Origin of the sequence: Streptomyces piniterrae (genome assembly GCF_005048155.1) — a bacterium.
Lineage (GTDB): Bacteria > Actinomycetota > Actinomycetes > Streptomycetales > Streptomycetaceae > Streptomyces > Streptomyces piniterrae.
Genome location: NZ_SUMB01000021.1, coordinates 45,565 through 68,635, shown reverse-complemented (window position 1 = coordinate 68,635; position 23,071 = coordinate 45,565). Strand labels below are relative to the sequence as shown.

Here is a 23,071-nt window from a genome sequence, read left to right as displayed (position 1 = left end):
AGTTCTCAAGGAACGGACGCTTCCTTTGTGCCTGTTTCACCAGGCTCTCCGGGCGCTTCCCTTCGGTTTTGCGTTTCCGACTCTATCAGATCCTCGCGGTCCTGATTTTCGCCGGTGCGATTCGGCCTTTCGGCTTCTTCGCGGTTCCGACTTTAGCAGATCCTTTTTCGTTCCCTGCTCGAAGTCGCAGTGGTTCGAATTCGGTTCCGATTTCCCGTCGGAGGGGGGTGCCTTTCGGCGGTTCCGACATTATCAGATTTCTCTGGGCCGGAATTCCGCCGCTTTCCGGGAGGGCTGCCGTACGCACAGGCGTGTGGCGCTTCCCGTTCAGGCGGAGCCGTAAACCTACTGGAGCGGGGCGCCCGGATGCAAATCCGGGCGCCCCGCTCCCCTTGTGGGTGTTCGCAGGAGGCGACGGTGCGTCAGACCTCTACGACCACAGGGAGGATCATCGGACGGCGGCGGTAGTTGTCCGACACCCACTTGCCGACCGAGCGGCGGACCAGCTGCTGAAGCTGGTGGGGCTCGGTGATGCCGTCCTGGGCGGACTTGGCCAGAGCCTCGTCGATCTTGGGGATGACGGCCGAGAAGGACGCGTCGTCGATGCCGGAGCCGCGGGCATGGATGTTCGGGCCCCCGACGATCTTGCCGGTGCTGCTGTCCACGACCACGTACACCGAGATGATGCCCTCTTCGCCGAGGATGCGGCGGTCCTTGAGGTGCGTCTCGGTGACATCGCCGACCGAGAGGCCGTCGACGTAGACATAGCCCGCCTGGATCTTTCCGACGATCTTGGCGACACCGTTGACGAGGTCGACCACGACGCCGTCCTCGGCGATCACGATCCGGTCCTTGGGTACGCCGGTCAGGGCGCCCAGCTCGGCGTTGGCGCGCAGATGGCGCCATTCGCCGTGTACCGGCATCAGGTTCTTCGGCTTGCAGATGTTGTAGAAGTACAGCAGCTCGCCGGCCGAGGCGTGGCCCGAGACATGGACCTTGGCGTTGCCCTTGTGGACGACGTTGGCGCCCCAGCGGGTCAGACCGTTGATGACGCGGTAGACCGCGTTCTCGTTGCCCGGGATGAGCGACGAGGCCAGGATCACCGTGTCGCCCTGGACGATACGGATCTGGTGGTCGCGGTTGGCCATCCGGGAGAGGGCGGCCATCGGCTCGCCCTGGGAACCCGTGCAGACCAGCACGACCTCGTCGTCCGGAAGGTCGTCGAGGGTCTTGACGTCCACGACGAGACCGGGCGGGACATTGAGGTAGCCCAGCTCTCGGGCGATACCCATGTTGCGGACCATCGAGCGGCCGACGAAGGCGACCCGGCGGCCGTATTCGTGTGCGGCGTCGAGGATCTGCTGGATGCGGTGCACATGGCTGGCGAAGCTGGCCACGATGATGCGCTTCTGGGCGTTGGCGAACACCTGGCGCAGCACGTTGGAGATGTCCCGCTCGGGCGGGACGAAGCCCGGGACCTCGGCGTTCGTGGAGTCGGAGAGGAGAAGGTCGATGCCTTCCTCGCCGAGCTTCGCGAAGGCGGGGAGGTCGGTGAGGCGACGGTCCAGGGGCAGCTGATCCATCTTGAAGTCGCCGGTGTGCACGACCATGCCCGCGGGGGTGCGGATGGCGACGGCCAGGGCGTCCGGGATGGAGTGGTTGACCGCGACGAATTCGCAGTCGAACGGGCCGATGCGCTCGGTGTGCCCTTCCCGCACCTCAAGGGTGTAGGGGCGGATGCGGTGCTCCTGGAGCTTGGCCTCGATGAGCGCGAGGGTCAGCTTGGAGCCGATGAGGGGGATGTCCGGCTTCTCGCGGAGGAGGTAGGGGACACCACCGATGTGGTCTTCGTGGCCGTGCGTGAGCACGATGCCGTCGATGTCGTCGAGGCGGTCCCTGATGGACGAGAAGTCCGGCAGGATCAGGTCGATTCCGGGCTGCTCCTCCTCCGGGAAGAGCACTCCGCAGTCGACGATCAGCAGCCGGCCGCCGTACTCGAAGACGGTCATGTTGCGGCCGATTTCACCCAGGCCGCCGAGGGGGGTGACCCGCAGGCCGCCCTTGGGAAGCTTCGGCGGGGCGCCGAGCTCAGGATGCGGATGACTCAAAAGACTCTCCTCACCACGCGCGCCACGCTGCCGTCGAGGCACGTGGCGCGCATGACATTCGTGCACTTGCTATTTGGCGGTTGTTGGTCCGTGTTCAGTTGTGAAGTCTGTGATCAGAGCTGTACCCCGCCCGCGGCGAGATCGCGCGTGAGCTGTTCGGTCTCCTCGGGGGAGAGCTCCACCAGGGGCAGCCGCAGCGGGCCGGCGGGCAGGCCCTGGAGGGCCAGCGCGGCCTTGGTGGTGATGACGCCCTGGGTGCGGAACATGCCGGTGAAGACGGGCAGCAGCTGCTGGTGGATCTCGGTGGCCTTGGTGACGTCGCCGTTGAGGTGGGCGTCCAGGAGGGCGCGCAGCTCCGGGGTGACGATATGGCCGACGACGGAGACGAAACCGACGGCGCCGACCGAGAGCAGCGGCAGGTTGAGCATGTCGTCGCCGCTGTACCAGGCGAGGTCGGAGCGGGCGATGGCCCAGCTGGCGCGCCCGAGGTCGCCCTTGGCGTCCTTGTTGGCGACGATCCTGGGGTGCTCGGCGAGCCGGACCATGGTCTCGGTGTTGATCGGGACACCGCTGCGGCCGGGGATGTCGTAGAGCATGACGGGCAGCTCGGTGGCGTCCGCGATGGCGGTGAAGTGCCGCAGCAGCCCCTCCTGCGGCGGCTTGCTGTAGTACGGCGTGACCGCGAGCAGGCCGTGGGCGCCGGCGTCCTGGGCGGCGCGGGCCAGCTCAAGGCTGTGACGGGTGTCGTTCGTGCCGGCTCCGGCGACGACAAAGGCGCGATCGCCGACCGCGTCGACCACGGCGCGGACGAGCTGGGCTTTCTCCGCATCGCTGGTGGTCGGTGACTCTCCGGTGGTGCCGTTGACGACGAGGCCGTCGTTGCCGGCGTCCACCAGGTGGGCGGCGAGCCGCTGCGCGCCGTCGAGGTCGAGGGCGCCATCCGCCGTGAACGGCGTGACCATGGCGGTCAGCACCCGCCCGAAGGGGGTCTGCGGTGTGGAAGTCGGAGCCATGGGTCCCACGCTACTCGTAGGGCACAAGGGGATGCGCCTCTGGGGAGCCGGGATATGGACTCCGGCACTGCCTGCTCGGGGGTTCAAGCAGTGCCGGGTCCGTTTGTTCAGCGTAGATGAACTTCGCAAAGTGCCGCAATCCGGACACTTCGCACGTCTGTGCTATGCGTCTCAGTGTCCGGGCCGCCACCTGGGGCTTACGGCTGAGACTTACGGCGCGATGCGGCCATTCGCATTGAACGCCGCGTACGTGAGCGGCATGAGCTTGGCCCACTGGGCCTCCATCTGCTCGCCGACCATCTCGATCTCGCGCTGCGGGAAGGACGGGACCTTCGCCAGCTCGTGCTGCGTCCGAAGGCCCAGGAAGTGCATCAGTGACCTGGCGTTACAGGTCGCGTACATGGACGAGAACAGGCCGACGGGGAGCACCGCGCGGGCGACCTCGCGGGCGACGCCGGCGGCGAGCATCTCCTGGTACGCGGCGTACGCCTGGCGGTAGGTGTCCTCCATGACGCGGGTGGTGAGCTCGTGCTGCGCCGGGGTGCCCGTGACGAATTCGTACTTCCCGGGGCGGCCCTGCTGGACGAGCTTGCGGGACTCACCGGGGACGTAGAAGACCGGCTCCAGCTGGCGGTAGCGGCCGGACTCCTCGTTGTACGACCAGCCGACGCGGTGCCGCATGAACTCGCGGAAGACGAAGATCGGCGCGCTGATGAAGAAGGTCATCGAGTTGTGCTCGAAGGGGCTGCCGTGCCGGTCCCGCATGAGGTAGTTGATCAGCCCCTTGGAGCGCTCCGGGTCCTTCTGGAGCTCCTCCAGGGACTGCTCGCCGGCCGTGGAGACGCGGGCCGCCCACAGCACGTCGCTGTCGGCCGCGCTGTGCTTGACCAGCTCGACCGTCACCTCGCTCCGGAAGCTGGCGGCTGCACTGTCGGGGCTCTCAGTGCTCTCGGCGGGGGTGTGGGACACCGGGGTTCCTTCCATTCGATCCTCGTGCGGCGCCCAGCCTACGGCCCGCCACTGACAGTCCAGGAAACGCCGTCAAATGCCGCATGACGGATCATTAGGTGCAAAACTGACGTTCAATAGCAGGAGGCGGGGCGCCCGTTGATGTTTTTCACAGAAGTCCCGGAAAACGGGCACCAATCGGGCGCCTCACTCGTCTATCTCTGTGACAGTGCCCACTTCGAGGTTCCTAGGAGAGCCCGCCCATGTTCCGCCGGCGAGAGCCCGTCCCGTTCGCCTTTGTCGCCGAGGCAGACCGGTTCCGCAGCAATGTCACTCCCCCGCCGCGCCAGCGTGCCTCGCGCACGCAGCTGCTGGGCCAATCCCTGATCACGCTGACAGTGGTGGGCGGCCTGGCCGGCGCACTGCTGTTCGGCCTCCCGGCGCTGCAGCAGGACGGCGCCGGTTCCGGCCGGGTGCATCACTCCGAGGCCGCGCACCGCTGAGCGGACGAGCGGGCCGGGCCGTTGAGTGGTCCGGTTCCGCCAGTCCCGATAGCCTCACCGGTCACAGCTTCCGTAGCGTGCCCATGAGTGAGGATCAGCCGTGCCCCTGCCCTTCCTGACGGCCGACCGCGACCTCGATTTCGACCGCCGTGCCGCGGAATCGGCCCCGCTGCCGCATGACGAGCCCGACCACTGGCGCCGTCCCTACCGCCCCGGACCGTGGCGGGTGGGGACGGCGGCGGTGTTTTTGCTGCTCGCCTCGTTCGTCCTGCTCTCCGCCATGATCATCGCGATGGCCGGGTCGCTGCCCGGTGCTGTGGTGTGTGCGGTGGTGGCTGTGGTGCTGATTGCCCTCGCGGTGCGTCTGCTGCGTGTGGGGGTGTGGGTGAGCGCGAGTGGCCTACGACAGGTGGGGCTGCTGCGTACGACCACCGAGCCGTGGAGCGCCGTCGCGTCGGTCCGTACGGTCCAGCAGCCGGTGCGCTGGCTGGGGCTGCCGCGGACGGTGCAGGGGCAGGCCGTGGTCGTCGCAAGGGTGCAGGGCGAGCCACTGCGCGTCGTGGTGACGGACCACAACAGCGACTTCCTGTCCCGCCCCACGGCCTTTGAGCGGGCAGCGGACGCCCTGGAGGCGTGGGCGGCGGAGTACCGCCGCTAGGGGGTCATGACCCTTAGGGGATGGTCGAACAGATCCCCTAGGGGATGCGAAGACCCCCTGCGGGTCCACAACGTGGGGGTGCGGGGCGGGTATTCCCCGGATGGGCGGGTGCTGGAGCGGTATCCGGGTGCGTCCCCCGGCTCCGCCACCCGTGCGTCCCCCGGCCGACTCCCCGTGTGTCCCTCGATCACACCCGTGCTCAGGTGCGGACGAGGCGCCCAACCCCGTACTCAAGTGCAGAGGGCCCGCCCGCGCCCGTGCTCACGTGCAGACGACCCCCGTCCGCCCTCATGCTCAAGTGCAGACGACCCGCAGACGACCCCCGTCCGCCCTCATGCTCAAGTGCAGATGGCCCGCCCGCACCCGTGCTCAGGTGCGGGCGGGCCATCTGCGCCGTGCTCAAGTGCGGACCGCCGGCTGCGCCCGAACTGTACATCCGGGCGTGCGGTCGGAAGCCTTCCGTGCAGCCGCTCAGCCCGTCGTCCCGGCCGGCTTGTTCTCGTGCAGGGCGATCGCGCGTTGCATGGCCTTGCGGGCGCGTGGGGTGTCCCGGGCGTCGTGGTAGGCGACGGCGAGTCGGAACCAGGTGCGCCAGTCGCCCGGCGCCTCCTCCGTTTCGGCCTGGCGCTTGGCGAAGACCTCGTCGGCCGAATCGCGGTCGATCCGGCCACCGGGGGTGCGCCGCAGCTCATCGACGGGCAGCCCGCCCTCGGCCTCCAGTTCGCGCGACAGCATGTCCGCCTTACGGGCGAACTGGGTGGTGTGCCACAGGAACCAGAGGCCGATGAACGGCAGGACCAGGACGGCGACCCCGAAGGTGACGGTCAGCGCGGTGCCCTGCTCGATGAGCAGGACGCCACGGCTGCCGACCAGAACGAAGTAGACGACCAGAACCGCCGCGAGGGCGAAGTAAGTGATCTTTGCGCGCACCGTCGGATCTGCCCGTCAGCCCAGGTCGAGGAAGTTTTCCAGGCCCACGGTCAGGCCCGGAGTGGTCACCACGCGGCGTACGCCGAGCAGGATGCCCGGCATGAAGCTGCTGTGGTGGAGGGAGTCGTGCCGGATGGTGAGGGTCTCCCCCTCGCCGCCCAGGAGCACCTCCTGGTGCGCCAGCAGGCCGCGCAGCCGTACGGAGTGGACGGGGATCCCGTCGACGTTCGCACCGCGGGCGCCGTCCAGCGCCGTGGTCGTGGCGTCCGGCTGGGGCGCGGAGCCCGCCTTCTCGCGGGCGGCGGCGATCAGCTGGGCCGTACGGGCCGCCGTACCCGACGGGGCGTCCGCCTTGTTCGGGTGGTGCAGCTCGATGACCTCGACGGACTCGAAGAATCGGGCCGCCTGCTGCGCGAACTGCATGGTCAGCACCGCGCCGATGGAGAAGTTCGGGGCGATGAGGACGCCCGCCCCGGGAGAGGCGGCGAGCGAGGTGCGCAGCTGCGCGAGACGCTCGTCGGTCCAGCCGGTGGTGCCGACCACCGCGTGGATGCCGTGCCGCAGGCAGAAGTCGAGGTTGCCCATCACCGCGCCGGGGTTGGTCAGCTCGACCACGACCTGCGCCTCGGCCTCGACCAGCGTTTCGAGCTTGTCGCCCCGGCCGAGGGCGGCGACCAGTTCCATGTCCTCGGCAGCCTCGACGGCCCGTACGGCCTCGGAGCCGATGCGTCCCCGGGCACCGAGGACGGCCACGCGCAGCTTGCTCATCGTTTCCAGCTCTCTCTTGGTGGTTAGGGCCGGCCCCTGGACGACCGTGGTGGTCAGGCGACCGCGTCGTCCAGCCGGGCCGCCTGCCGGTCCTTCAGCGGGCCGATCACGGACAGCGAGGGGCGGGCGCCCAGGACCTCGCGGGCCACCTCACGGACCTCGTCGGGGGTGACCGCCGCTATCCGGGCGAGCATCTCGTCGACCGACATCTGCTCCCCCCAGCACAGCTCACTCTTGCCGATCCGGTGCATCAGCGCACCGGTGTCCTCCAGACCGAGGACGGTGGAGCCGCGGAGCTGGCCGATCGCGCGGCGGACCTCGTCGTCGGTGAGTCCTTCGGACGCCACCGTGTCGAGCTCGTCGCGGCAGATCTTGAGGACGTCGTGCACCTGGTTGGGGCGACAGCCCGCGTAGACGCCGAAGAGACCGCAGTCGGCGAAGCCCGAGGTGTACGAGTACACGCTGTAGGCCAGGCCGCGCTTCTCGCGGACCTCCTGGAAGAGGCGGGACGACATGCCGCCGCCCAGTGCGGTGTTCAGGACGCCCATCGCCCAGCGGCGGTCGTCCGTGCGGGCCATGCCGGGCACGCCGAGGATCACATGGGCCTGCTCGGTCTTGCGGCCGAGCAGCTCGACGCGGCCGGTGGTGCGGATGGCGCGGTTGCCGGTACGCGGGGCGACCGGGGTGGCGTCGGTCCGGTTCAGCGCCCCGGCCCGCTCGAAGGCGCGGCGGACGAGGCGGACGACCTTGGCGTGGTCGATGTTGCCGGCGGCGGTGACGACGAGGTGGGTGGGGTCGTAGTGCTTCTTGTAGAAGCGGCGGATGCGGTCGGCGGTGAGCGCGTTGACCGTGTCGACGGTGCCGAGGACCGGGCGGCCGAGCGGGGTGTCGCCGAGCATGGTGTGCGCGAACAGGTCGTGCACGCAGTCGCCCGGGTCGTCCTCGGTCATCGCGATCTCTTCGAGGATGACGCCGCGCTCGGCGTCCACGTCCTCGGCCTCGATCAGCGAGCCGGTGAGCATGTCGCACACCACGTCGATGGCGAGCGGCAGATCCGCGTCCAGCACCCGCGCGTAGTAGCAGGTGTACTCCTTCGCGGTGAAGGCGTTCATCTCGCCGCCGACCGCGTCGATGGCGGCGGAGATGTCCAGGGCGCTGCGCCGCTCGGTGCCCTTGAAGAGCAGGTGCTCCAGGTAGTGCGTGGCGCCGTTGAGGGACGGGGTCTCGTCGCGGGAGCCGACGTGTGCCCAGATGCCGAAGGTGACGGAGCGTACCGACGGGAGGGTCTCGGTGACGATCCGCAGGCCGCCGGGGAGGGTGGTCCGGCGGACCGTGCCGGCGCCGGCGGTGCCCTTGAGAAGCGTTTGGGTACGGGCGACGGCCCGCCCCTCCGAAGAGGTGCGGGCCGTCGCCTGTGAGCTACGGGACGTCACTTGGCAGCGTCGTCCTTCTTGTCGTCGCCCTCTTCGCCCTCGATGACGGGGATCAGCGAGAGCTTGCCGCGCTGGTCGATCTCGGCGATCTCGACCTGGACCTTGGCGCCCACCGCGAGCACGTCCTCGACGTTCTCCACGCGCTTGCCGCCGGCCAGCTTGCGGATCTGCGAGATGTGCAGCAGGCCGTCCTTGCCGGGGAGCAGGGAGACGAACGCACCGAAGGTGGTGGTCTTGACGACCGTGCCCAGGTAGCGCTCGCCGACCTCCGGCATGGTCGGGTTGGCGATGCCGTTGATCGTGGCGCGGGCGGCCTCGGCGGCCGGGCCGTCGGCGGCACCGATGTAGATGGTGCCGTCGTCCTCGATCGTGATGTCGGCGCCGGTGTCCTCCTGGATCTGGTTGATCATCTTGCCCTTGGGGCCGATGACCTCACCGATCTTGTCCACCGGGATCTTGACGGTGATGATCCGCGGGGCGTTCGGGGACATCTCGTCCGGAACGTCGATGGCCTCGTTCATGACGTCCAGGATGTGCAGCCGGGCGTCGCGGGCCTGCTTCAGCGCGGCGGCCAGGACCGAGGCGGGGATGCCGTCGAGCTTGGTGTCGAGCTGGAGCGCGGTGACGAACTCCTTGGTGCCGGCGACCTTGAAGTCCATGTCGCCGAAGGCGTCCTCCGCACCGAGGATGTCGGTGAGGGCGACGTAGTGCGTCTGACCGTCGATCTCCTGGGAGATCAGGCCCATGGCGATACCGGCGACGGCGGCCTTGAGGGGCACACCGGCGTTCAGCAGCGACATGGTGGAGGCGCAGACCGAGCCCATGGACGTCGAGCCGTTGGAGCCCAGCGCCTCGGAGACCTGGCGGATCGCGTACGGGAACTCCTCGCGGGTCGGCAGCACCGGCACGATGGCGCGCTCGGCCAGCGCGCCGTGGCCGATCTCGCGGCGCTTGGGCGAGCCCACGCGACCGGTCTCACCGACGGAGTACGGCGGGAAGTTGTAGTTGTGCATGTAGCGCTTGCGGGTCACCGGGGAGAGGGTGTCCAGCTGCTGCTCCATGCGGAGCATGTTGAGGGTGGTGACGCCCAGGATCTGGGTCTCGCCACGCTCGAACAGGGCGGAGCCGTGCACCCGCGGGATCGCCTCGACCTCGGCGGCGAGCGTACGGATGTCCGTGACGCCACGGCCGTCGATGCGGACCTTGTCCTTGATGACGCGCTCGCGCACCAGGGACTTGGTCAGCGACCGGTAGGCGGCGGAGATCTCCTTCTCGCGGCCCTCGAACTCCGGCAGGAGCTTCTCGGCGGCCAGCGCCTTGACGCGGTCCAGCTCGGCCTCGCGGTCCTGCTTGCCGGCGATGGTCAGCGCCTGGGAGAGCTCGTCCTTGACGGCCTTGGTCAGCGCCTCCAGGACGTCGTCCTGGTAGTCGAGGAAGACCGGGAACTCGCCGGTCGGCTTCGCGGCCTTGGCGGCGAGGTCCGACTGGGCCTTGCACAGCACCTTGATGAAGGGCTTGGCGGCCTCGAGACCGGCGGCGACGACCTCCTCGGTCGGCGCCTCGGCACCGTCCTTGACCAGCTGGATGGTCTTCTCGGTGGCCTCGGCCTCGACCATCATGATCGCGACGTCGCCGTCCGGGAGGACCCGGCCGGCCACGACCATGTCGAAGACGGCGTTCTCCAGCTCGGTGTGGGTCGGGAACGCCACCCACTGGTTGTTGATCAGGGCGACGCGGGTGCCGCCGATCGGGCCCGAGAAGGGCAGGCCGGCCAGCTGCGTGGAGCAGGAGGCGGCGTTGATCGCGACCACGTCGTAGAGGTGGTCGGGGTTGAGCGCCATGATCGTCTCAACGATCTGGATCTCGTTGCGCAGGCCCTTCTTGAACGAGGGGCGCAGCGGCCGGTCGATGAGCCGGCAGGTGAGGACGGCGTCCTCGGAGGGACGGCCCTCACGGCGGAAGAAGGAGCCGGGGATCTTCCCGGCTGCGTACATCCGCTCCTCGACGTCGACGGTCAGCGGGAAGAAGTCCAGCTGGTCCTTGGGCGTCTTGGAAGCGGAGGTGGCCGACAGCACCATGGTGTCGTCGTCCAGGTACGCCACGGCGGAGCCGGCGGCCTGCTTGGCCAGGCGGCCCGTCTCGAAGCGGATGGTGCGGGTGCCGAAGGAACCGTTGTCGATAACGGCCTCGGCGTAGTGGGTCTCGTTCTCCACCAGGAATATCTCCTCGTCTGCGTCCGCCGCCCGTGTGGCAGCGGACCGTCTTCGGTGGAGCGCCGGTGCGGGCCGGTCTTCGATCGAAGCACCCGGGGTGATGACGCATGGTGTCCATGCATGTCCGGGGGCCACTACCGAGGACCGGCGGCCAGGAGGCGCTCCTGCCGTGTTCGCTTTTGCGATATGGCACCAGACTACAAAGCTTCCGTCCACCGCGTAGTGCCGGAACCATCTGGTGCGTACGTCAAAGGGAGCGGCCCCCGGTGGGAACCGCTCCCTTTACGGCTTGTTACTTGGCGCCCGCCGCACCGCGGCGGATGCCCAGGCGCTCGACCAGCGCACGGAAGCGCGTGATGTCCTTCTTCGCCAGGTACTGCAGCAGGCGGCGGCGCTGGCCGACGAGCAGCAGCAGACCACGGCGGGAGTGGTGGTCGTGCTTGTGGGTCTTGAGGTGCTCGGTCAGGTCCGAGATGCGGCGGGTGAGCATCGCGACCTGGACCTCGGGGGAGCCGGTGTCACCCTCCTTGGTGGCGAACTCGGCCATGATCTGCTTCTTGGTAGCGGCGTCGAGCGACACTCGTACTCCTCTGGGTTCCGGCCCGTGAGCGCCCCTGGTTTGCTTCACAGGGAATCTTGGATGACTCGAATGGGCCGTCGGACAGCGTACCAGCTGGCAGACGGCCCCCCGACCGGGTGGTCGGGGGGCCGCTTGCGAAGGGTGGGCGGGGTGGGCCGCTAGTTGCCGGTGAGGCCGCGCACCTTCGCGTAGACATCGAGGACCGCCAGGCACAGCGGCACCAGGGACAGCAGGATCAGGCCGTCGAAGATGTCGAAGATCCGGCCCCAGAAGGGGGTGACGCCCTTGCGCGGGACGACCAGGCCGACGCCGACCAGGAGGGCGGCGCCCGCCGCGATGCTGCCGGAGAACCAGACGGTGCGGATGTTCAGCGGACCGGAGTCGGCGTAGCGCTCCAGCTCGACGAAGATGTCGAGCGGCGGGTGCAGCGCGATGCCCAGGATCAGCAGGACGATCGTGAGGATGCCCGCGATGGTGAGGCAGGCGACCTGGGCGGTGTAGTCGAACAGCCGGGCGCGGAGCATGATCGTGATGCCGGCGGCCAGCGCCAGGACCTGGGCCCAGACGTTGTCGGAGAAGCCGAGGACGACACCGGCCGAGCCGACGACCAGGGCGGCGCAGCCGCCGACGAGGCCGAGCAGCAGCTCGTGGCCGCGCTTGGCCTGGTTGCCGATCTTGACGAAGTCGACCGACTCGGTCTCGCTGCGCTCGCCGTCGTAACCCCGCGCGATCTGGTCGGGCGACTTGTAGCCGATGGGCAGCCGTGCGAAGCGGGCGGAGAGGCCGGGCAGCCAGGCGACCAGTGCGATGGCGACGACGGCGGTGACGGCGGCGACCTCGCTGGGCGAGGCTTCGGTGAGGATCGCGGCGAAGACCGCGAGGGTGCCGATGGCGGACAGGAACGCGGCGGCGACGAAGGGTGCGTCACCGCGCGGCAGCAGGACCACCAGCAGGACGGAGGCGATCAGTACGGTCACGGCGCCGACGAGCAGGTGCAGCCGGCCCGGTCCCTCGCCCGTCTCCACCGGGAAGATGCCGGAGCCGGCGATCAGCAGATGCGGCAGCGACGCGAGGCCGAGGGCGATGGACGATCCGTGGTCGTCGTAGACCCGGGCGCGGACTCCGGCGAGTGCGACCAGGACGATGCCGACGACGCCGGCGATGATGCCGGGCAGCCGGTGCATATCGCGGTCGACCGGGTTCGAGAACCACAGCGCGAACGCCATCATGACGAGCAGCAGCACGCCGGCGGTGAGGCCGACGAAGTTCATCAGGTCGTCGCTCCAGCGGCTGCGGTTGCGCTTGACCGCGGAGGCGACGGCGTCGGAGACGTCGTCGAAGACCGGGAGGGGGAGCGACTCGGCGAACGGCTTCAGGAGAAGGAGGTCGCCGTCGAGGATCTGCTGCTGCGCCAGCGACTGTCCGGCGTCGAGTACGGTGCCGTCGCGGCGCACGAGGTGGTAGCCGGTCGGGGCGCCCTCCGCCTGGGACTGTCCGGAGAGCCGCAGGATCTCCGGATAAATGTCGACCAGTGCGACGTCTTCCGGCAGAGCCACATCGATCCGTGCGTCCGGCGCGGCGACTGTGACCCGGCAAAAGCCGGTGCCTGTGGTCGTGCTCACCTGGCGGTTCCCCCTATCCGTTGGGCGTTTTGTCGCGTCGCGTGCCCTATATATAGGCCCGTCTCGACGGGGCTTCGGCAGGCTCGCGGTGCGTCAGCGTACCGCCCGATCGGGGGGCTGCCCCACCCACCCCATGACTTGACGCTTAACAGTAGGATCAACGCCTGCGTCGGGCCAAGGACTTGTGCCCGGGGGACCGTCAAACCAACGGGGGCGGTCCGAGACTGCGAGATGCATGAAGGACTGATGCCTCGGTGAGCGTTGTCATCGTCAAGCGCCCGCCCCGCGCGCTGCCACCTGAAGTCCCCTCCGAGGAGGTGACACTTGAGGCACCTCCGGAGCTGCCCCGCGAGGGCGAATCCGAGAACATGCTGATGAGCCTGATGCCCATGATGGGCATGGCGTCGTCGGCGGGTTTCCTGTTCATGGGCAACCAGCCGTTCATGAAGATCATGGGCGGCGTCATGGTGGTGTCCACCCTGGCGATGGCGATCGTACAGATCGTCAAGGCCCGTCAGGGGCCTTCCGGGCAAATGCTCCAGGAGCGCCAGGACTACCTCAAGTACCTGACGCAGAAGCGGAAAGAGGTACGCCGTACCGCCCGCAAGCAGCGGGACGCCCAGCTCTTCACCCACCCCGACCCGGGCCAGCTGTGGTCCATAGTCGCCGAGGGCAAGCGGGTGTGGGAGCGCCGGTCGACCGACCCGGACTTCGGGCAGGTACGTCTGGGGCTCGGGCCGCAGCAGCTGGCCACCCCTCTGAAGGCTCCGGAGACCGCTCCGGTCGATGAGCTGGAGCCGCTCACCGCGCATGCGATGAAGGAATTCCTCGACAAGCACGGACAATTGGACGACCTGCCGCTGGCGGTCTCCCTGCGCGCCTTCTACCACCTGACCGTGTCCGGTGACCCGGACACGGTGTACGGCAGCTCGCGCGCCATCCTCGCCCAGCTGTGCACGCTGCACTCGCCCGAGGACCTGGTGGTGGCGGTCGTCGCCTCGCCCGGTGCGCAGGCGGACTGGGAGTGGATGAAGTGGCTGCCGCAGGTCCAGGACAAGACCACGGACGGCGCCGGCAGCCGGCGTCTGGTCGTCGGCGACCTCGGTGAGATCGAGGAGCTGCTGGCGGACGAGCTGGAGGGCCGCGGGCGGTTCAACCCGCAGGGCCCGCCGGTCGTCGACACCCCGCACCTGGTGATCGTGCTGGACGCCGGCGAGGTGCCGATGGACTCGGTCATCGCCGGTGCGGAGGGTCTGCAGGGCGTCACCATCCTGGAGATCGTGCCGGGCGACCTGGACGAGATCCGCGGTGGTCTGGCCGTGCAGGTGTGGCCGGGCAAGCTGGTGCTGGAGTCGGCGAGCGGCGCGGTCTACAACGGCGTCTGCGACACCCTGTCGATCGCCGAGGCGGAGTCGCTGGCGCGCCAGCTGGCGCCGCTGCGGGCGGGTTCGGGTGCCGACGGCGAGGATCCGCTGCTGTCCGCCATGGACTTCACCGACCTGCTCAACATCCCCGACGCCGGTTCGCTGGACGTGTCGCGTACCTGGCGGCCCCGGACGCTGGCCGAGCGGCTGCGCGTCCCGCTCGGTGTCGACCGCGACGGCCAGCCGGTCATGCTGGACATCAAGGAAGCCTCGCAGCAGGGCATGGGCCCGCACGGTCTGTGTGTCGGTGCGACCGGTTCCGGTAAGTCCGAGGTGCTGCGCACCCTGGTGCTCGCGCTCGCCGTCACCCACTCGTCCGAGACGCTGAACTTCATCCTCGCGGACTTCAAGGGTGGCGCCACCTTCACCGGTATGTCGGAGATGCCGCACGTCGCGGCCGTCATCACCAACCTCGGTGAGGACGTCACGCTGATCGACCGCATGCGCGACTCGATCACCGGTGAACTCCAGCGGCGCCAGGAGCTGCTGCGCTCCGCGGGCAACTACGCCAACATCACCGACTACGAGAAGGCGCGTGCCGCGGGTGCCCCGCTGGACCCGCTGCCGTCGCTGGTGATGATCATCGACGAGTTCTCCGAGCTGCTCGCCGCCAAGCCGGACTTCATCGAGATGTTCATCCAGATCGGTCGTATCGGCCGTTCCATGGGTGTGCACATGCTGCTCGCCTCGCAGCGTCTGGAAGAGGGCAAGCTGCGCGGTCTGGACACCTTCCTGTCCTACCGGCTGGGTCTGCGGACGTTCTCCGCGGCCGAGTCGCGGACCGCGATCGGTGTGCCGGACGCCTACCACCTGCCGAACGTCCCCGGCTCCGGCATCCTGAAGTACGACACCGAGACGATGGTGCAGTTCAAGGCCGCGTATGTCTCCGGTACCTATCGCGGTCCGGGTGGCGGCGGTCGTGGCGGCAGCGGCGGCCGGTCGACGCGGCTGCCGGTGCCGTTCACCGCGGCCCCGGTCATCGAGCAGATCATCGAGGAACCGGTCGTCGTCGACGAGGCCGAGCCGGAGATCGACGACGCGCTCGCCGACACCGTGCTGGACGTCATGGTGCAGCGGATGCAGGGCCAGGGCCCGCCGGCGCACCAGGTGTGGCTGCCCCCGCTGGAGGAGCCGCCCACGGTCAACCAGCTGCTGCCGGCCCTCGCGATCACGCCCGAGCGGGGCGTGCACGCACCGGAGTACACCGCGCTCGGCAAGCTCGTGGTGCCGGTCGCGCTGGTGGACAAGCCGTTCGAGCAGCGGCGCGACGTGATGTACCTGGACTTCTCCGCCGGTGCCGGTCACGGTCTGGTCGTGGGTGGTCCGCAGTCCGGTAAGTCCACGCTGATCAGGGCCGCGATGGCCTCGTTCGCGCTCACCCACACCCCCTCCGAAGTGCAGTTCTACTGCCTCGACTTCGGCGGCGGCGGCATGCTCACGATGGAGGGCCTGCCGCACGTCGGTGGTGTCGCCTCGCGTCTGGACGCCGAGAAGGTGCGCCGTACGGTCTCCGAGGTCGTCGGCATCCTCAACGAGCGTGAGGAGTTCTTCCGGGCCAACAACATCGACTCGATCTCGACCTACCGCCAGCGGCGGGCCGCGGGCGCCTTCCCCGACCAGAAGTGGGGCGACGTCTTCCTGGTCATCGACGGCTGGGGAACGTTCAAGACCGACTACGAGCAGATGGACCCGGTGATCCTGGACATCGCCGCCCGTGGTCTCGGTTTCGGTGTCCACCTGATCCTCGCCGCCGCGCGCTACACCGAGGTGCGGCCGGCGCTGCGCGACCAGCTCCTCAACCGCGTCGAGCTGCGCCTGGGTGACGCCATGGAGTCGGAGTTCGACCGCAAGCGCGCGGAGAACGTCCCGATGGGCAAGCCCGGTCGTGGTCTGTCGCCCGAGAAGCTGGACTTCCTGGCGGCGCTGCCGCGGCTGGACGGCATGCAGGACCCGGAGACGATCAGCGACGGCATCGCCAACCTGGTCTCGACGGTCAGCGAGCACTGGCAGGGCGAGCCCGCCCCGGCGGTGCGGATGCTGCCGACGATGCTGCACGTCAACGAGCTGCCCAAGGGCAACGACTACCCGGAGCACGGCGTCGCGATAGGTGTCGACGAGATGACGCTGTCGCCGGCGTTCATCGACTTCGAGACCGACCCGCTGCTGGTCATCTACGGCGAGAGCGAGTCCGGAAAGTCGGCCCTGCTGCGTCTGATCGCCAAGCAGATCGCGGAGCGGTACCCGTCCGACAAGGCGCTCATGGTGGTCTCCGACTACCGGCGTGCGCACCTCGGGGAGATGCCGGAGAGCCACCTCTACAAGTACTGCGCTGCGGGCCCGCAGTTGCAGGAGGTCATCAGCGGTCTGGCGGGTTCGCTGGGCCGACGGATGCCAGGGCCGGACGTCACGCCGGAGCAGCTGCGCAACCGCAGCTGGTACGACCTGCCGGACGCGTTCGTGATCGTGGACGACTACGACCTGGTGGCGACCAGCAGCGGCAACCCGCTGCAGCCGCTGCTGGAGTACCTGCCGTTCGCCCGAGACCTGGGTCTGCGCCTGATCATCGCGCGCAGCTCCTCGGGCGCCGGACGGTCCTCGTTCGAGCCGGTCATGCAGCGTACGAAGGAGCTCGGCGCGCAGGGTCTGATCCTGTCCGCCGACCCGGGCGAGGGCCCGCTGATGGGCAACATCAAGGGCCAGCAGCTGACGCCCGGACGGGCCACGTTCATCACGCGTAAGCGCGGTGCGCAGCTGGTCCAGACGGGCTGGCTGCCGCCGAAGGGCTGACGGTCAGCACGGACAACGGCGGTGGGGCGTCCCTCTTCGGAGGGGCGCCCCACCGCCGTTTGCTGTGCGGGGGGGTGGGGGTTGTCTCAGCCGAAGGCGCCGCGCTCCGGCTTGTCCGCCTTGGACTCGTCCGCCTTGGACTGATCCGCCTTGGGCTGGTCCGGCTTGGACTGGTCCGGCTTCGACTCCTGGGCGTCGGGCGCGAGTTCGGCGGCCGCCGCCGGCTTCGTCCGTACGCCCTTGGCGATGCCCTCACCACCGCGCGTCTTGGCCGCCCCGTCCGGCACCGGCCCGAACGGATCGGTGCCCTGCACCGCCGTGGACGTCTCCCACTGGTGCGTGACGACGGGCCCCTGGCGCTGGCCGCCGCCCCCGCCCTTGCGGAACGCTCCGCCGAGGCCGTTGGCGAGCTGGCCGAGCGCCATGAAGCCGTAGGCGACGTTGGTACCGGACGACTGCGAGCCGCCGGAGGAGTTGTCAGCGGGCTTCGCGCTGTGGTCCTCGCCGTTCTTGTCGCCGGTTTGCGAGGCGGCGTTCTCCAGGTCCGCCGCGGCCAGTTCGAAGGCCGGCAGGGACTCGTCGACGGACCGCTTGAGACGGTGCCAGTCCGCCGCGAACGCCTCGCCCGCCGGGCCGTGCCAGTTGGCCGCCGCGGCCCTGCCGACGTGCCCGTCCAGATCCCGTACGAGCCCGTCGAGGTGCCTGCCCATGTCCCGCCAGCCGGCCGCCGCTTCGTGCAGGGCCTCGGGGTTGCGTCGCTCGGTCACTTCACGCTCCGCATCATCTCGGCCAGCTCGTCCTCGGCAGCCTGGGTGTTCGCGACGGTCTCCTTGATGCCGCTGCCGACCTCGGCGAGCCGCTGCTGCAGCTGGCCCAGGGCCTGCTCGGCCTGCTCGTACAGCTCCCGGAAGTGCCGGGCCGCCGCCTCGTCACCGCCGAATCCGTCCCGCAGCGCCTCGGCGTCCGCCCGTCGTCTGAATGCGCTCAACTGCCGGCCCAGATCTTCAGCGGATATTTCGAAGGTCGCACCGAGCTTGTCCAGCTCCTCGGTACTGATCCGGACCTCATCGGACATCATTTCTCCCCGAATTTGAATGACAGCGGCCTGCCGATCATCCCGACAGGTCTAGCACACCGGCATTCTTCCCGAAGCCGCAAGCGGAACAGCGTGACAACGGGGACGGCAAGGAACGGGAAGGAACGGGAAGGAATACGGATCAATATCCGGCAATGCCGACAACCCCGCCTTGACGTCCCGTTCGCACCCGTCATTACACTCATGACGCCGGTACAGCACGCGCGGTTGCTGTGCCACCACATTCATAGGGGGCAACATGAGCAGTGAGCGGCAGATCCAGGACGAGGACCTGATGGACGTCGCCGCGGATCCGGAGCAGGCGCACCGGCTGCGCAAGGCGCTGAAGACTCTGGCGGACAACCCCAATGTGGGCGGCAAGCTCCAGGAGATGGCCCGTGAGGTGCTCTCCGGGCGGATCGGCATGAAGGACGCCATCGACACACCCGCCTACATGGACGCGATCGGCGACCGGATGGGCGAGATCCGGCGGGCCGCGGAGAACCAGACGATGGCGGAGCGGGAGGCCTCGCGCGAGCAGTTCGCCACCTGGCAGAAGAAGCAGGAAGAGGAGGAGGACAAGGAGCGCGCCGAGCGCGACGGTCCCTCCCTCAACATCGTCACCGGCCCGCGGCGCTCCGGCCGGGGCGGCGGCCACCGAGGCTGAGCACCTGTCGGATCGCGTCGGATCACGCGCCGCTCCGTATGTCCGTATGGCCGTATGTCCGCTTTTCTCTCGGCGGAGACACGGACGACGACGGAGCGGCGTCCGTATTTACGGCGGCGCGATAAGTGCAAACAGTTTCAAACAGCCGATACCCGAGAATGCGGATCACCGGCCACCGGCATTCACGGCCGTCCGTTCGCCGCGTCCGCCGAAGTTGGCCGACGTCCGCAGAAGTTGCCTGACGTCCGCCGAAGTTCGCAGAAGTTCGCTGGCGTTCGCTGACGCTCGCTGACGTGTGCTGAGGTCCGTCGGCCGCCGTTCAGCCTCCGTCGACCTCCGTCGGCCGGGGCCCGGCCGCCGTGTCCCGGTTCCGGTACAGCGGGACCCCTGCGGTCCCTCGAACGCGCCCCGGATCATAGGATCGGCCAGGTAGACGCAGGATTCCACGACTGTGGAGGGCGGGATTTCATGGGGGACGAGGAAGTCATGAGCGCCGCAGGCGGAGAAGAGGCCACCGACGCCACCGGCACCGCCGGCAGCGCTTCGGCGGGTTACGCACCGCACCCATTCATCGGCGGCCGCACCGCCGTGCTCCGCGCGCTCGCGGCCTGGCGCATGCGGTGGCCCGGTGCGCCCCGCGTCATCGTGCTCACCGGAAGCCCCGGCAGCGGCCGTTCGCGTCTGATCACCGGCTTTCTGATGCTGTGCGACCCCGAGTACCGCAAGCGGCTGCCGCTGGACGACCTGGACCCGGCGACGGTGCCCCCGGACCTCCCCGCGCCCGCCGTCCCGAACCCCCAAGGGCTCACCGCGGCACAGCTGTTGTGGACCCTCGCGGACCACTACGAGCTGTCGGCCGGCCGCACCGATGACATCTTCACCGAACTCGGCGCCCGCGAGGAGCCGGTGACGATCGTGGTGCCGGACGTCGAGAGCGCCGGTCCCGTACGGGCGGCGGACGAGCCCGCCCGCCTCGTGCGCGACGTCCTCGAACCGCTCGCCGCCACCGAGTCGGTGTATCTGCTCGCCGACGTGCCCCGCGAACTGGCCACCGAGCTGGCCGGATCGCTGCCCCGCGGCCAGGTGCAGATCATCGATCTCGACGAGCCCGAGTGGGCCGACCCCGAGGGGCTGGTACTGCACGCCGAGACCGCGCTCCTCGCGGCCACCGAGTCGCCCGAGCGCCCGTACACCACCGACCCCGAGGCGCGCCGCACGCTCGCCGAGGCGATCGCCCGGCGCGCGAACGGCAACCGGCTGACCGTCCAACTCGCCGTGCAGTCGCTGCTCATGCAGCCCGAGGGCTTCGATCCGTCGGACGAGTCCCAGCTGCCGGCCGATGTCGGCGAGGCGCTGGACCTGCACGCCCGCCGCCTCGGCGCCGACCCGCAGACCCTGCGGCTGATACTGGCCCCGCTGGCGTTCGCCGAGGGCGAGGGCCTGCCCGTCCAGCTGCTGGGGACGCTGGCGAGTGCCATCGCCGGGCGGGACATGAGCCAGGACATCGCCGACGGCATGATGCTCGCGGCACCGTTCATCCAGCCGGTTGAGGCTGGGGACGGGGCGGACGAGGCGGACGCGGCGGACGGAGACGGCTCCGGGGAGTCCGGGACGTCCTCGGGCGCCGGCGGCCGTACGCTGCTGCGTCTGATCCACCGCGGCATCGCCGACGAGATCCGCGCCGGCCTGCCGGACACCCGCGACGCACAGACCAAGATCGCCATGGCGCTGCTGGAGGCGGTGCCGGAGCAGAACTGGTCCAAGGCCGATCCGTACATCCGCGACCACCTCGCCGCGCACACCCTCGAAGCCGGGCTGCTGCCCCAACTCCTCACCGACCCCGGCCTGTTCGCGCACGCCGACCCGGTGTCGCTGCGGACCGCCGTCGAGGCCGTACCGCTGGAGCAGCTGGGCGCGCCGGCCCGTACGTATCTGCGCATCGCTCCCCTGCTCACCCGCTCCCAGGCGCCGGTCGACATGCGGGCGGCGCTCCTGGAGACCGCCTTTGTGGAGGACGGGCTGGCCCCCTGGGCGGAGGCGCTGCACGGCCTCGGTTTCACGCTGCCGTGGCGCACGCTGTGGAGCCTGCCGTTGGCGGGGGCGGGCTCGGTGACGGTCGGTTCCCTGCCGCAGCAGGACGTGAGCGCACCGTCGGAGCAGGGCGGGAACGCGCCGTCGGAGCAGGACGCAAACGCATCGGCAGAGCGGGGCGTTAACGCATCGACGGAACAGGGCGCGAACATACCGCCGGAGCAGGGCGCGAACGACGTGACCGCCGAAGGCGTCCAGGGCGAGGCGCCCGGCGCGTCCGGCGGCGTCCGCCCCGTGGCCGCCATCCTCGTCCCCGAGGGCACTCCCGGCTCCCGTTCGCTGCCGCGCCCGGAGGGCGACGCCGGCGCGAGCGGCGGCTGGGCCCTGCTCCTCCACGATCTGCTGCGCCCCGGGTACGTCGACGCCGACCCGGCGCTGGTGCTCCGCCCCACGGAGGACGAGCGGGCCGCGGCGCCGTTCGGGATCAGCCGGGGCGCCGACTATCTGCGCGTGTGGGCCCGTGCGGACCAGGAGGTGGTGGCCGCCCTGATCTCCGACACTCCGTTCACCGGCGCCGACCTCTCGCCGGACGGTGTCCTCCTGGTCTCCACCGCGCGCGGCGTGACCGCCCGGCAGATCACCGCGGCCGCCCCGGCGGCGGCCGCCCCCACCGTGCCGGCCCAGGCCGCCGGCGCCCATGACGCTGACGCTTCCCACGGCCTCGAAGGAGACCACTCGTGATCACCCAGGCGCAGGCACACGCCACCGCCGCCCGCTGGCTCAACCCCGAAGGGCATCAGGGCCCGCCGCGCGAGGTGGCCATGCAGGAGTTCGACCTCGGCTGGGTGGTATGGGCCGTACCGCCGCCCCCGGAGGTCGACCCGCAGACCGGGCAGCGGCGCCCGCCCGCCGAGATCGGCACCGCGTGCGGCGTCGTCGACCGCGCCTCCGGCGAGCTGACGGTCTGGCCGTCCGTACCGGTCGACGAGGTCGTACGGATGTACCAGCAGAAGCACGGCGCCGGTGCGGGCGCCCCCGCCCAGCCGCCGGTCACCGGCCCCGGCAACACCGCCGTCGCCACCTACAACGACCCCACGACCGGCGAGGAGACCAGCCTCGCCAAGGTCTCGGCCCCCGGAATGCCGCCCGCCGAGTTCCAGTTGCACGAGGAGCTGCGGCGACTCGGCGTACGCGGCGAGGACGTCCGGGCCGTGCACACCGACCTGCGGCCGGCGCTGCTGCCCGGCGGCTATCCGGGCGACTTCATCTTCCGAGGCTTCCCGAACGCCTCGTTCTCCTGTACCGAGGGCTACGGCATGCGGCCCGAGGAGCGCGCGGAGGGCATCGCCGGGCTGCTGCGGCACGTCCAGATGATGCACCAACTGGCCGGCCAGCAGGCGCCGCCGCAGCCGCACCGGGTGCCGGTTCCGCAGAACGTCGAGGCCGCGCAGCCGATGCGCGATGTGGCGCTCGGCAAGCATCTGACCGAGGTCTTCGGGCCCGAGGGCGTGGTGCGTCCGGACGCCGACGACATCGCCGCGACCCAGCTGCCCGAGGCCGCGAAGAAGACGCTCACCTGGGCCGGACTGCCTCTCCAGGTCCCGTACTTCTTCACCGCCGACCAGGCCGGCAACCCGCCGGCCGGCGGCCTGTTCACCGATATGGCCACCTACCTGCGGGAGACCGGCACCGAGGCGCAGGACGCGACGCTGGAGACCCTCGCCGGCTACGTCCGGCTCGGCACCGACGGCCTCTACACGATCGCCGTGCAGTGCGTCGCCCCGGAGCAGAACCAGGGCCTGGTCGGCACGGTCTGGGCGGTCCAGCCGTCCTCGGGCGGCGGCCGCTTCGTCAACCGCACGCTCGCCGCGTATCTGCGCTCGCTGGCGCTGCTGGTGACCACCCGGCAGCGGATGCAGGGCATGGACCCGTACGCGGCGGGCGCCGCGGTCGCCGCCTTCCAGGAGCAGATCGCGGCGATCGACTCCTGGGCACTGGACGACGTGGGCAACTGGTGGTCGCTGATCATCGAGCAGATGTGGCACGGGTTGTTCTGATGTGGTGGTTCTGACGCCGGTTGTTCTGACGCTGTTGTTCTGAGCGGGGCGCGGGGCGCGGGGCGCCTAGGCGCTTCGACGTCTGGCATCTGATCTGGCGTCTGAACGCCGCACGCGACGGAGGCCGGCCGAGCCGGGGCCCGGGGAAGTCCGGGCCCTCATGGGGAGGCCGGCTTTCGTACGCCTTTCGTGCGCGCGGGAGGACGTCACCGCATCAGGGCGTCACGGGCCTCGGGCTCGTCACGGGCCTCACG

The 23,071-nt window shown here is 69.7% G+C and carries 17 protein-coding genes; 6 read left to right on the top strand and 11 right to left on the bottom strand.

Features of this window, described 5'->3' with window-relative positions:
• Positions 1-422 precede the first annotated feature (422 nt).
• The 3 genes from FCH28_RS37510 to thyX all read right to left on the bottom strand — a co-directional run bounded on the left by FCH28_RS37510 (position 423) and on the right by thyX (position 4,105).
• Positions 423-2,108 carry a ribonuclease J gene (locus FCH28_RS37510; RefSeq protein WP_136744919.1) on the bottom strand — a complete coding sequence of 562 codons (1,686 nt, stop codon included), beginning with the start codon at positions 2,106-2,108 and terminating at the stop codon, positions 423-425.
• 113 nt (positions 2,109-2,221) lie between these two features.
• Positions 2,222-3,121, bottom strand: a complete 900-nt coding sequence (gene dapA / locus FCH28_RS37505) for a 4-hydroxy-tetrahydrodipicolinate synthase (RefSeq protein WP_136744918.1) — start codon at positions 3,119-3,121, stop codon at positions 2,222-2,224.
• 210 nt (positions 3,122-3,331) lie between these two features.
• Complete coding sequence (gene thyX, locus FCH28_RS37500) at positions 3,332-4,105, bottom strand: FAD-dependent thymidylate synthase (RefSeq protein ID WP_425472079.1); 774 nt, start codon at positions 4,103-4,105, stop codon at positions 3,332-3,334.
• Positions 4,106-4,332: 227 nt separating this feature from the next.
• Between thyX and FCH28_RS37495 the strand changes: the two genes are divergently transcribed.
• Positions 4,333-4,572: a hypothetical protein gene (locus FCH28_RS37495; protein ID WP_136744916.1), complete on the top strand. Its 240-nt coding sequence runs from the start codon at positions 4,333-4,335 to the stop codon at positions 4,570-4,572.
• A gap of 100 nt (positions 4,573-4,672) precedes the next feature.
• The gene (locus tag FCH28_RS37490; RefSeq protein WP_136744915.1) at positions 4,673-5,230 is read left to right on the top strand and encodes a PH domain-containing protein; all 558 of its coding nucleotides are present in this window, start codon (positions 4,673-4,675) and stop codon (positions 5,228-5,230) included.
• Between the two features lie 471 nt (positions 5,231-5,701).
• Here the strand turns inward: FCH28_RS37490 and FCH28_RS37485 are convergent, their stop codons facing one another.
• The 6 genes from FCH28_RS37485 to eccD all read right to left on the bottom strand — a co-directional run bounded on the left by FCH28_RS37485 (position 5,702) and on the right by eccD (position 12,776).
• Positions 5,702-6,160 carry a tetratricopeptide repeat protein gene (locus FCH28_RS37485; RefSeq protein ID WP_136744914.1) on the bottom strand — a complete coding sequence of 153 codons (459 nt, stop codon included), beginning with the start codon at positions 6,158-6,160 and terminating at the stop codon, positions 5,702-5,704.
• Between the two features lie 15 nt (positions 6,161-6,175).
• Positions 6,176-6,928: a 4-hydroxy-tetrahydrodipicolinate reductase gene (gene dapB / locus FCH28_RS37480; RefSeq protein ID WP_136744913.1), complete on the bottom strand. Its 753-nt coding sequence runs from the start codon at positions 6,926-6,928 to the stop codon at positions 6,176-6,178.
• Between the two features lie 53 nt (positions 6,929-6,981).
• Entirely contained in the window at positions 6,982-8,361 is a 1,380-nt protein-coding gene (locus FCH28_RS37475; RefSeq protein ID WP_136744912.1) for a M16 family metallopeptidase, read from the bottom strand.
• A complete protein-coding gene (locus FCH28_RS37470; RefSeq protein WP_136744911.1) occupies positions 8,358-10,574 on the bottom strand; it encodes a polyribonucleotide nucleotidyltransferase in 2,217 nt (738 codons plus the stop codon). The genes FCH28_RS37475 and FCH28_RS37470 overlap by 4 nt, the downstream gene beginning before the upstream one ends.
• Before the next feature lie 292 nt (positions 10,575-10,866).
• The gene (gene rpsO, locus FCH28_RS37465) at positions 10,867-11,154 is read right to left on the bottom strand and encodes a 30S ribosomal protein S15 (RefSeq protein ID WP_128511718.1); all 288 of its coding nucleotides are present in this window, start codon (positions 11,152-11,154) and stop codon (positions 10,867-10,869) included.
• Positions 11,155-11,312: 158 nt separating this feature from the next.
• Entirely contained in the window at positions 11,313-12,776 is a 1,464-nt protein-coding gene (eccD, locus tag FCH28_RS37460) for a type VII secretion integral membrane protein EccD (RefSeq protein ID WP_136744910.1), read from the bottom strand.
• A gap of 254 nt (positions 12,777-13,030) precedes the next feature.
• Here eccD and eccCa point away from each other — a divergent pair, with 254 nt between their 5' ends.
• Entirely contained in the window at positions 13,031-16,987 is a 3,957-nt protein-coding gene (eccCa, locus tag FCH28_RS37455; protein ID WP_136744909.1) for a type VII secretion protein EccCa, read from the top strand.
• An 86-nt stretch (positions 16,988-17,073) separates the two neighbouring features.
• On the opposite strand, the gene FCH28_RS37450 is transcribed toward eccCa, so the two are convergent.
• Both FCH28_RS37450 and FCH28_RS37445 read right to left on the bottom strand, forming a co-directional pair.
• On the bottom strand, positions 17,074-17,754 hold the full coding sequence (locus FCH28_RS37450; RefSeq protein ID WP_136744908.1) for a WXG100 family type VII secretion target: 681 nt from the start codon (positions 17,752-17,754) through the stop codon (positions 17,074-17,076).
• A complete protein-coding gene (locus tag FCH28_RS37445) occupies positions 17,751-18,062 on the bottom strand; it encodes a WXG100 family type VII secretion target (RefSeq protein ID WP_136744907.1) in 312 nt (103 codons plus the stop codon). Before FCH28_RS37445 ends, FCH28_RS37450 begins: the two co-directional genes overlap by 4 nt.
• A gap of 259 nt (positions 18,063-18,321) precedes the next feature.
• Here FCH28_RS37445 and FCH28_RS37440 point away from each other — a divergent pair, with 259 nt between their 5' ends.
• From FCH28_RS37440 to FCH28_RS37430, 3 genes are all read left to right on the top strand, one after another.
• On the top strand, positions 18,322-18,729 hold the full coding sequence (locus FCH28_RS37440) for a hypothetical protein (protein WP_136744906.1): 408 nt from the start codon (positions 18,322-18,324) through the stop codon (positions 18,727-18,729).
• A 486-nt stretch (positions 18,730-19,215) separates the two neighbouring features.
• A complete protein-coding gene (locus FCH28_RS37435) occupies positions 19,216-21,501 on the top strand; it encodes an ATP-binding protein (RefSeq protein WP_136744905.1) in 2,286 nt (761 codons plus the stop codon).
• Entirely contained in the window at positions 21,498-22,817 is a 1,320-nt protein-coding gene (locus tag FCH28_RS37430; RefSeq protein WP_136744904.1) for an SUKH-4 family immunity protein, read from the top strand. The genes FCH28_RS37435 and FCH28_RS37430 overlap by 4 nt, the downstream gene beginning before the upstream one ends.
• The last annotated feature ends 254 nt before the right edge of the window (positions 22,818-23,071 follow it).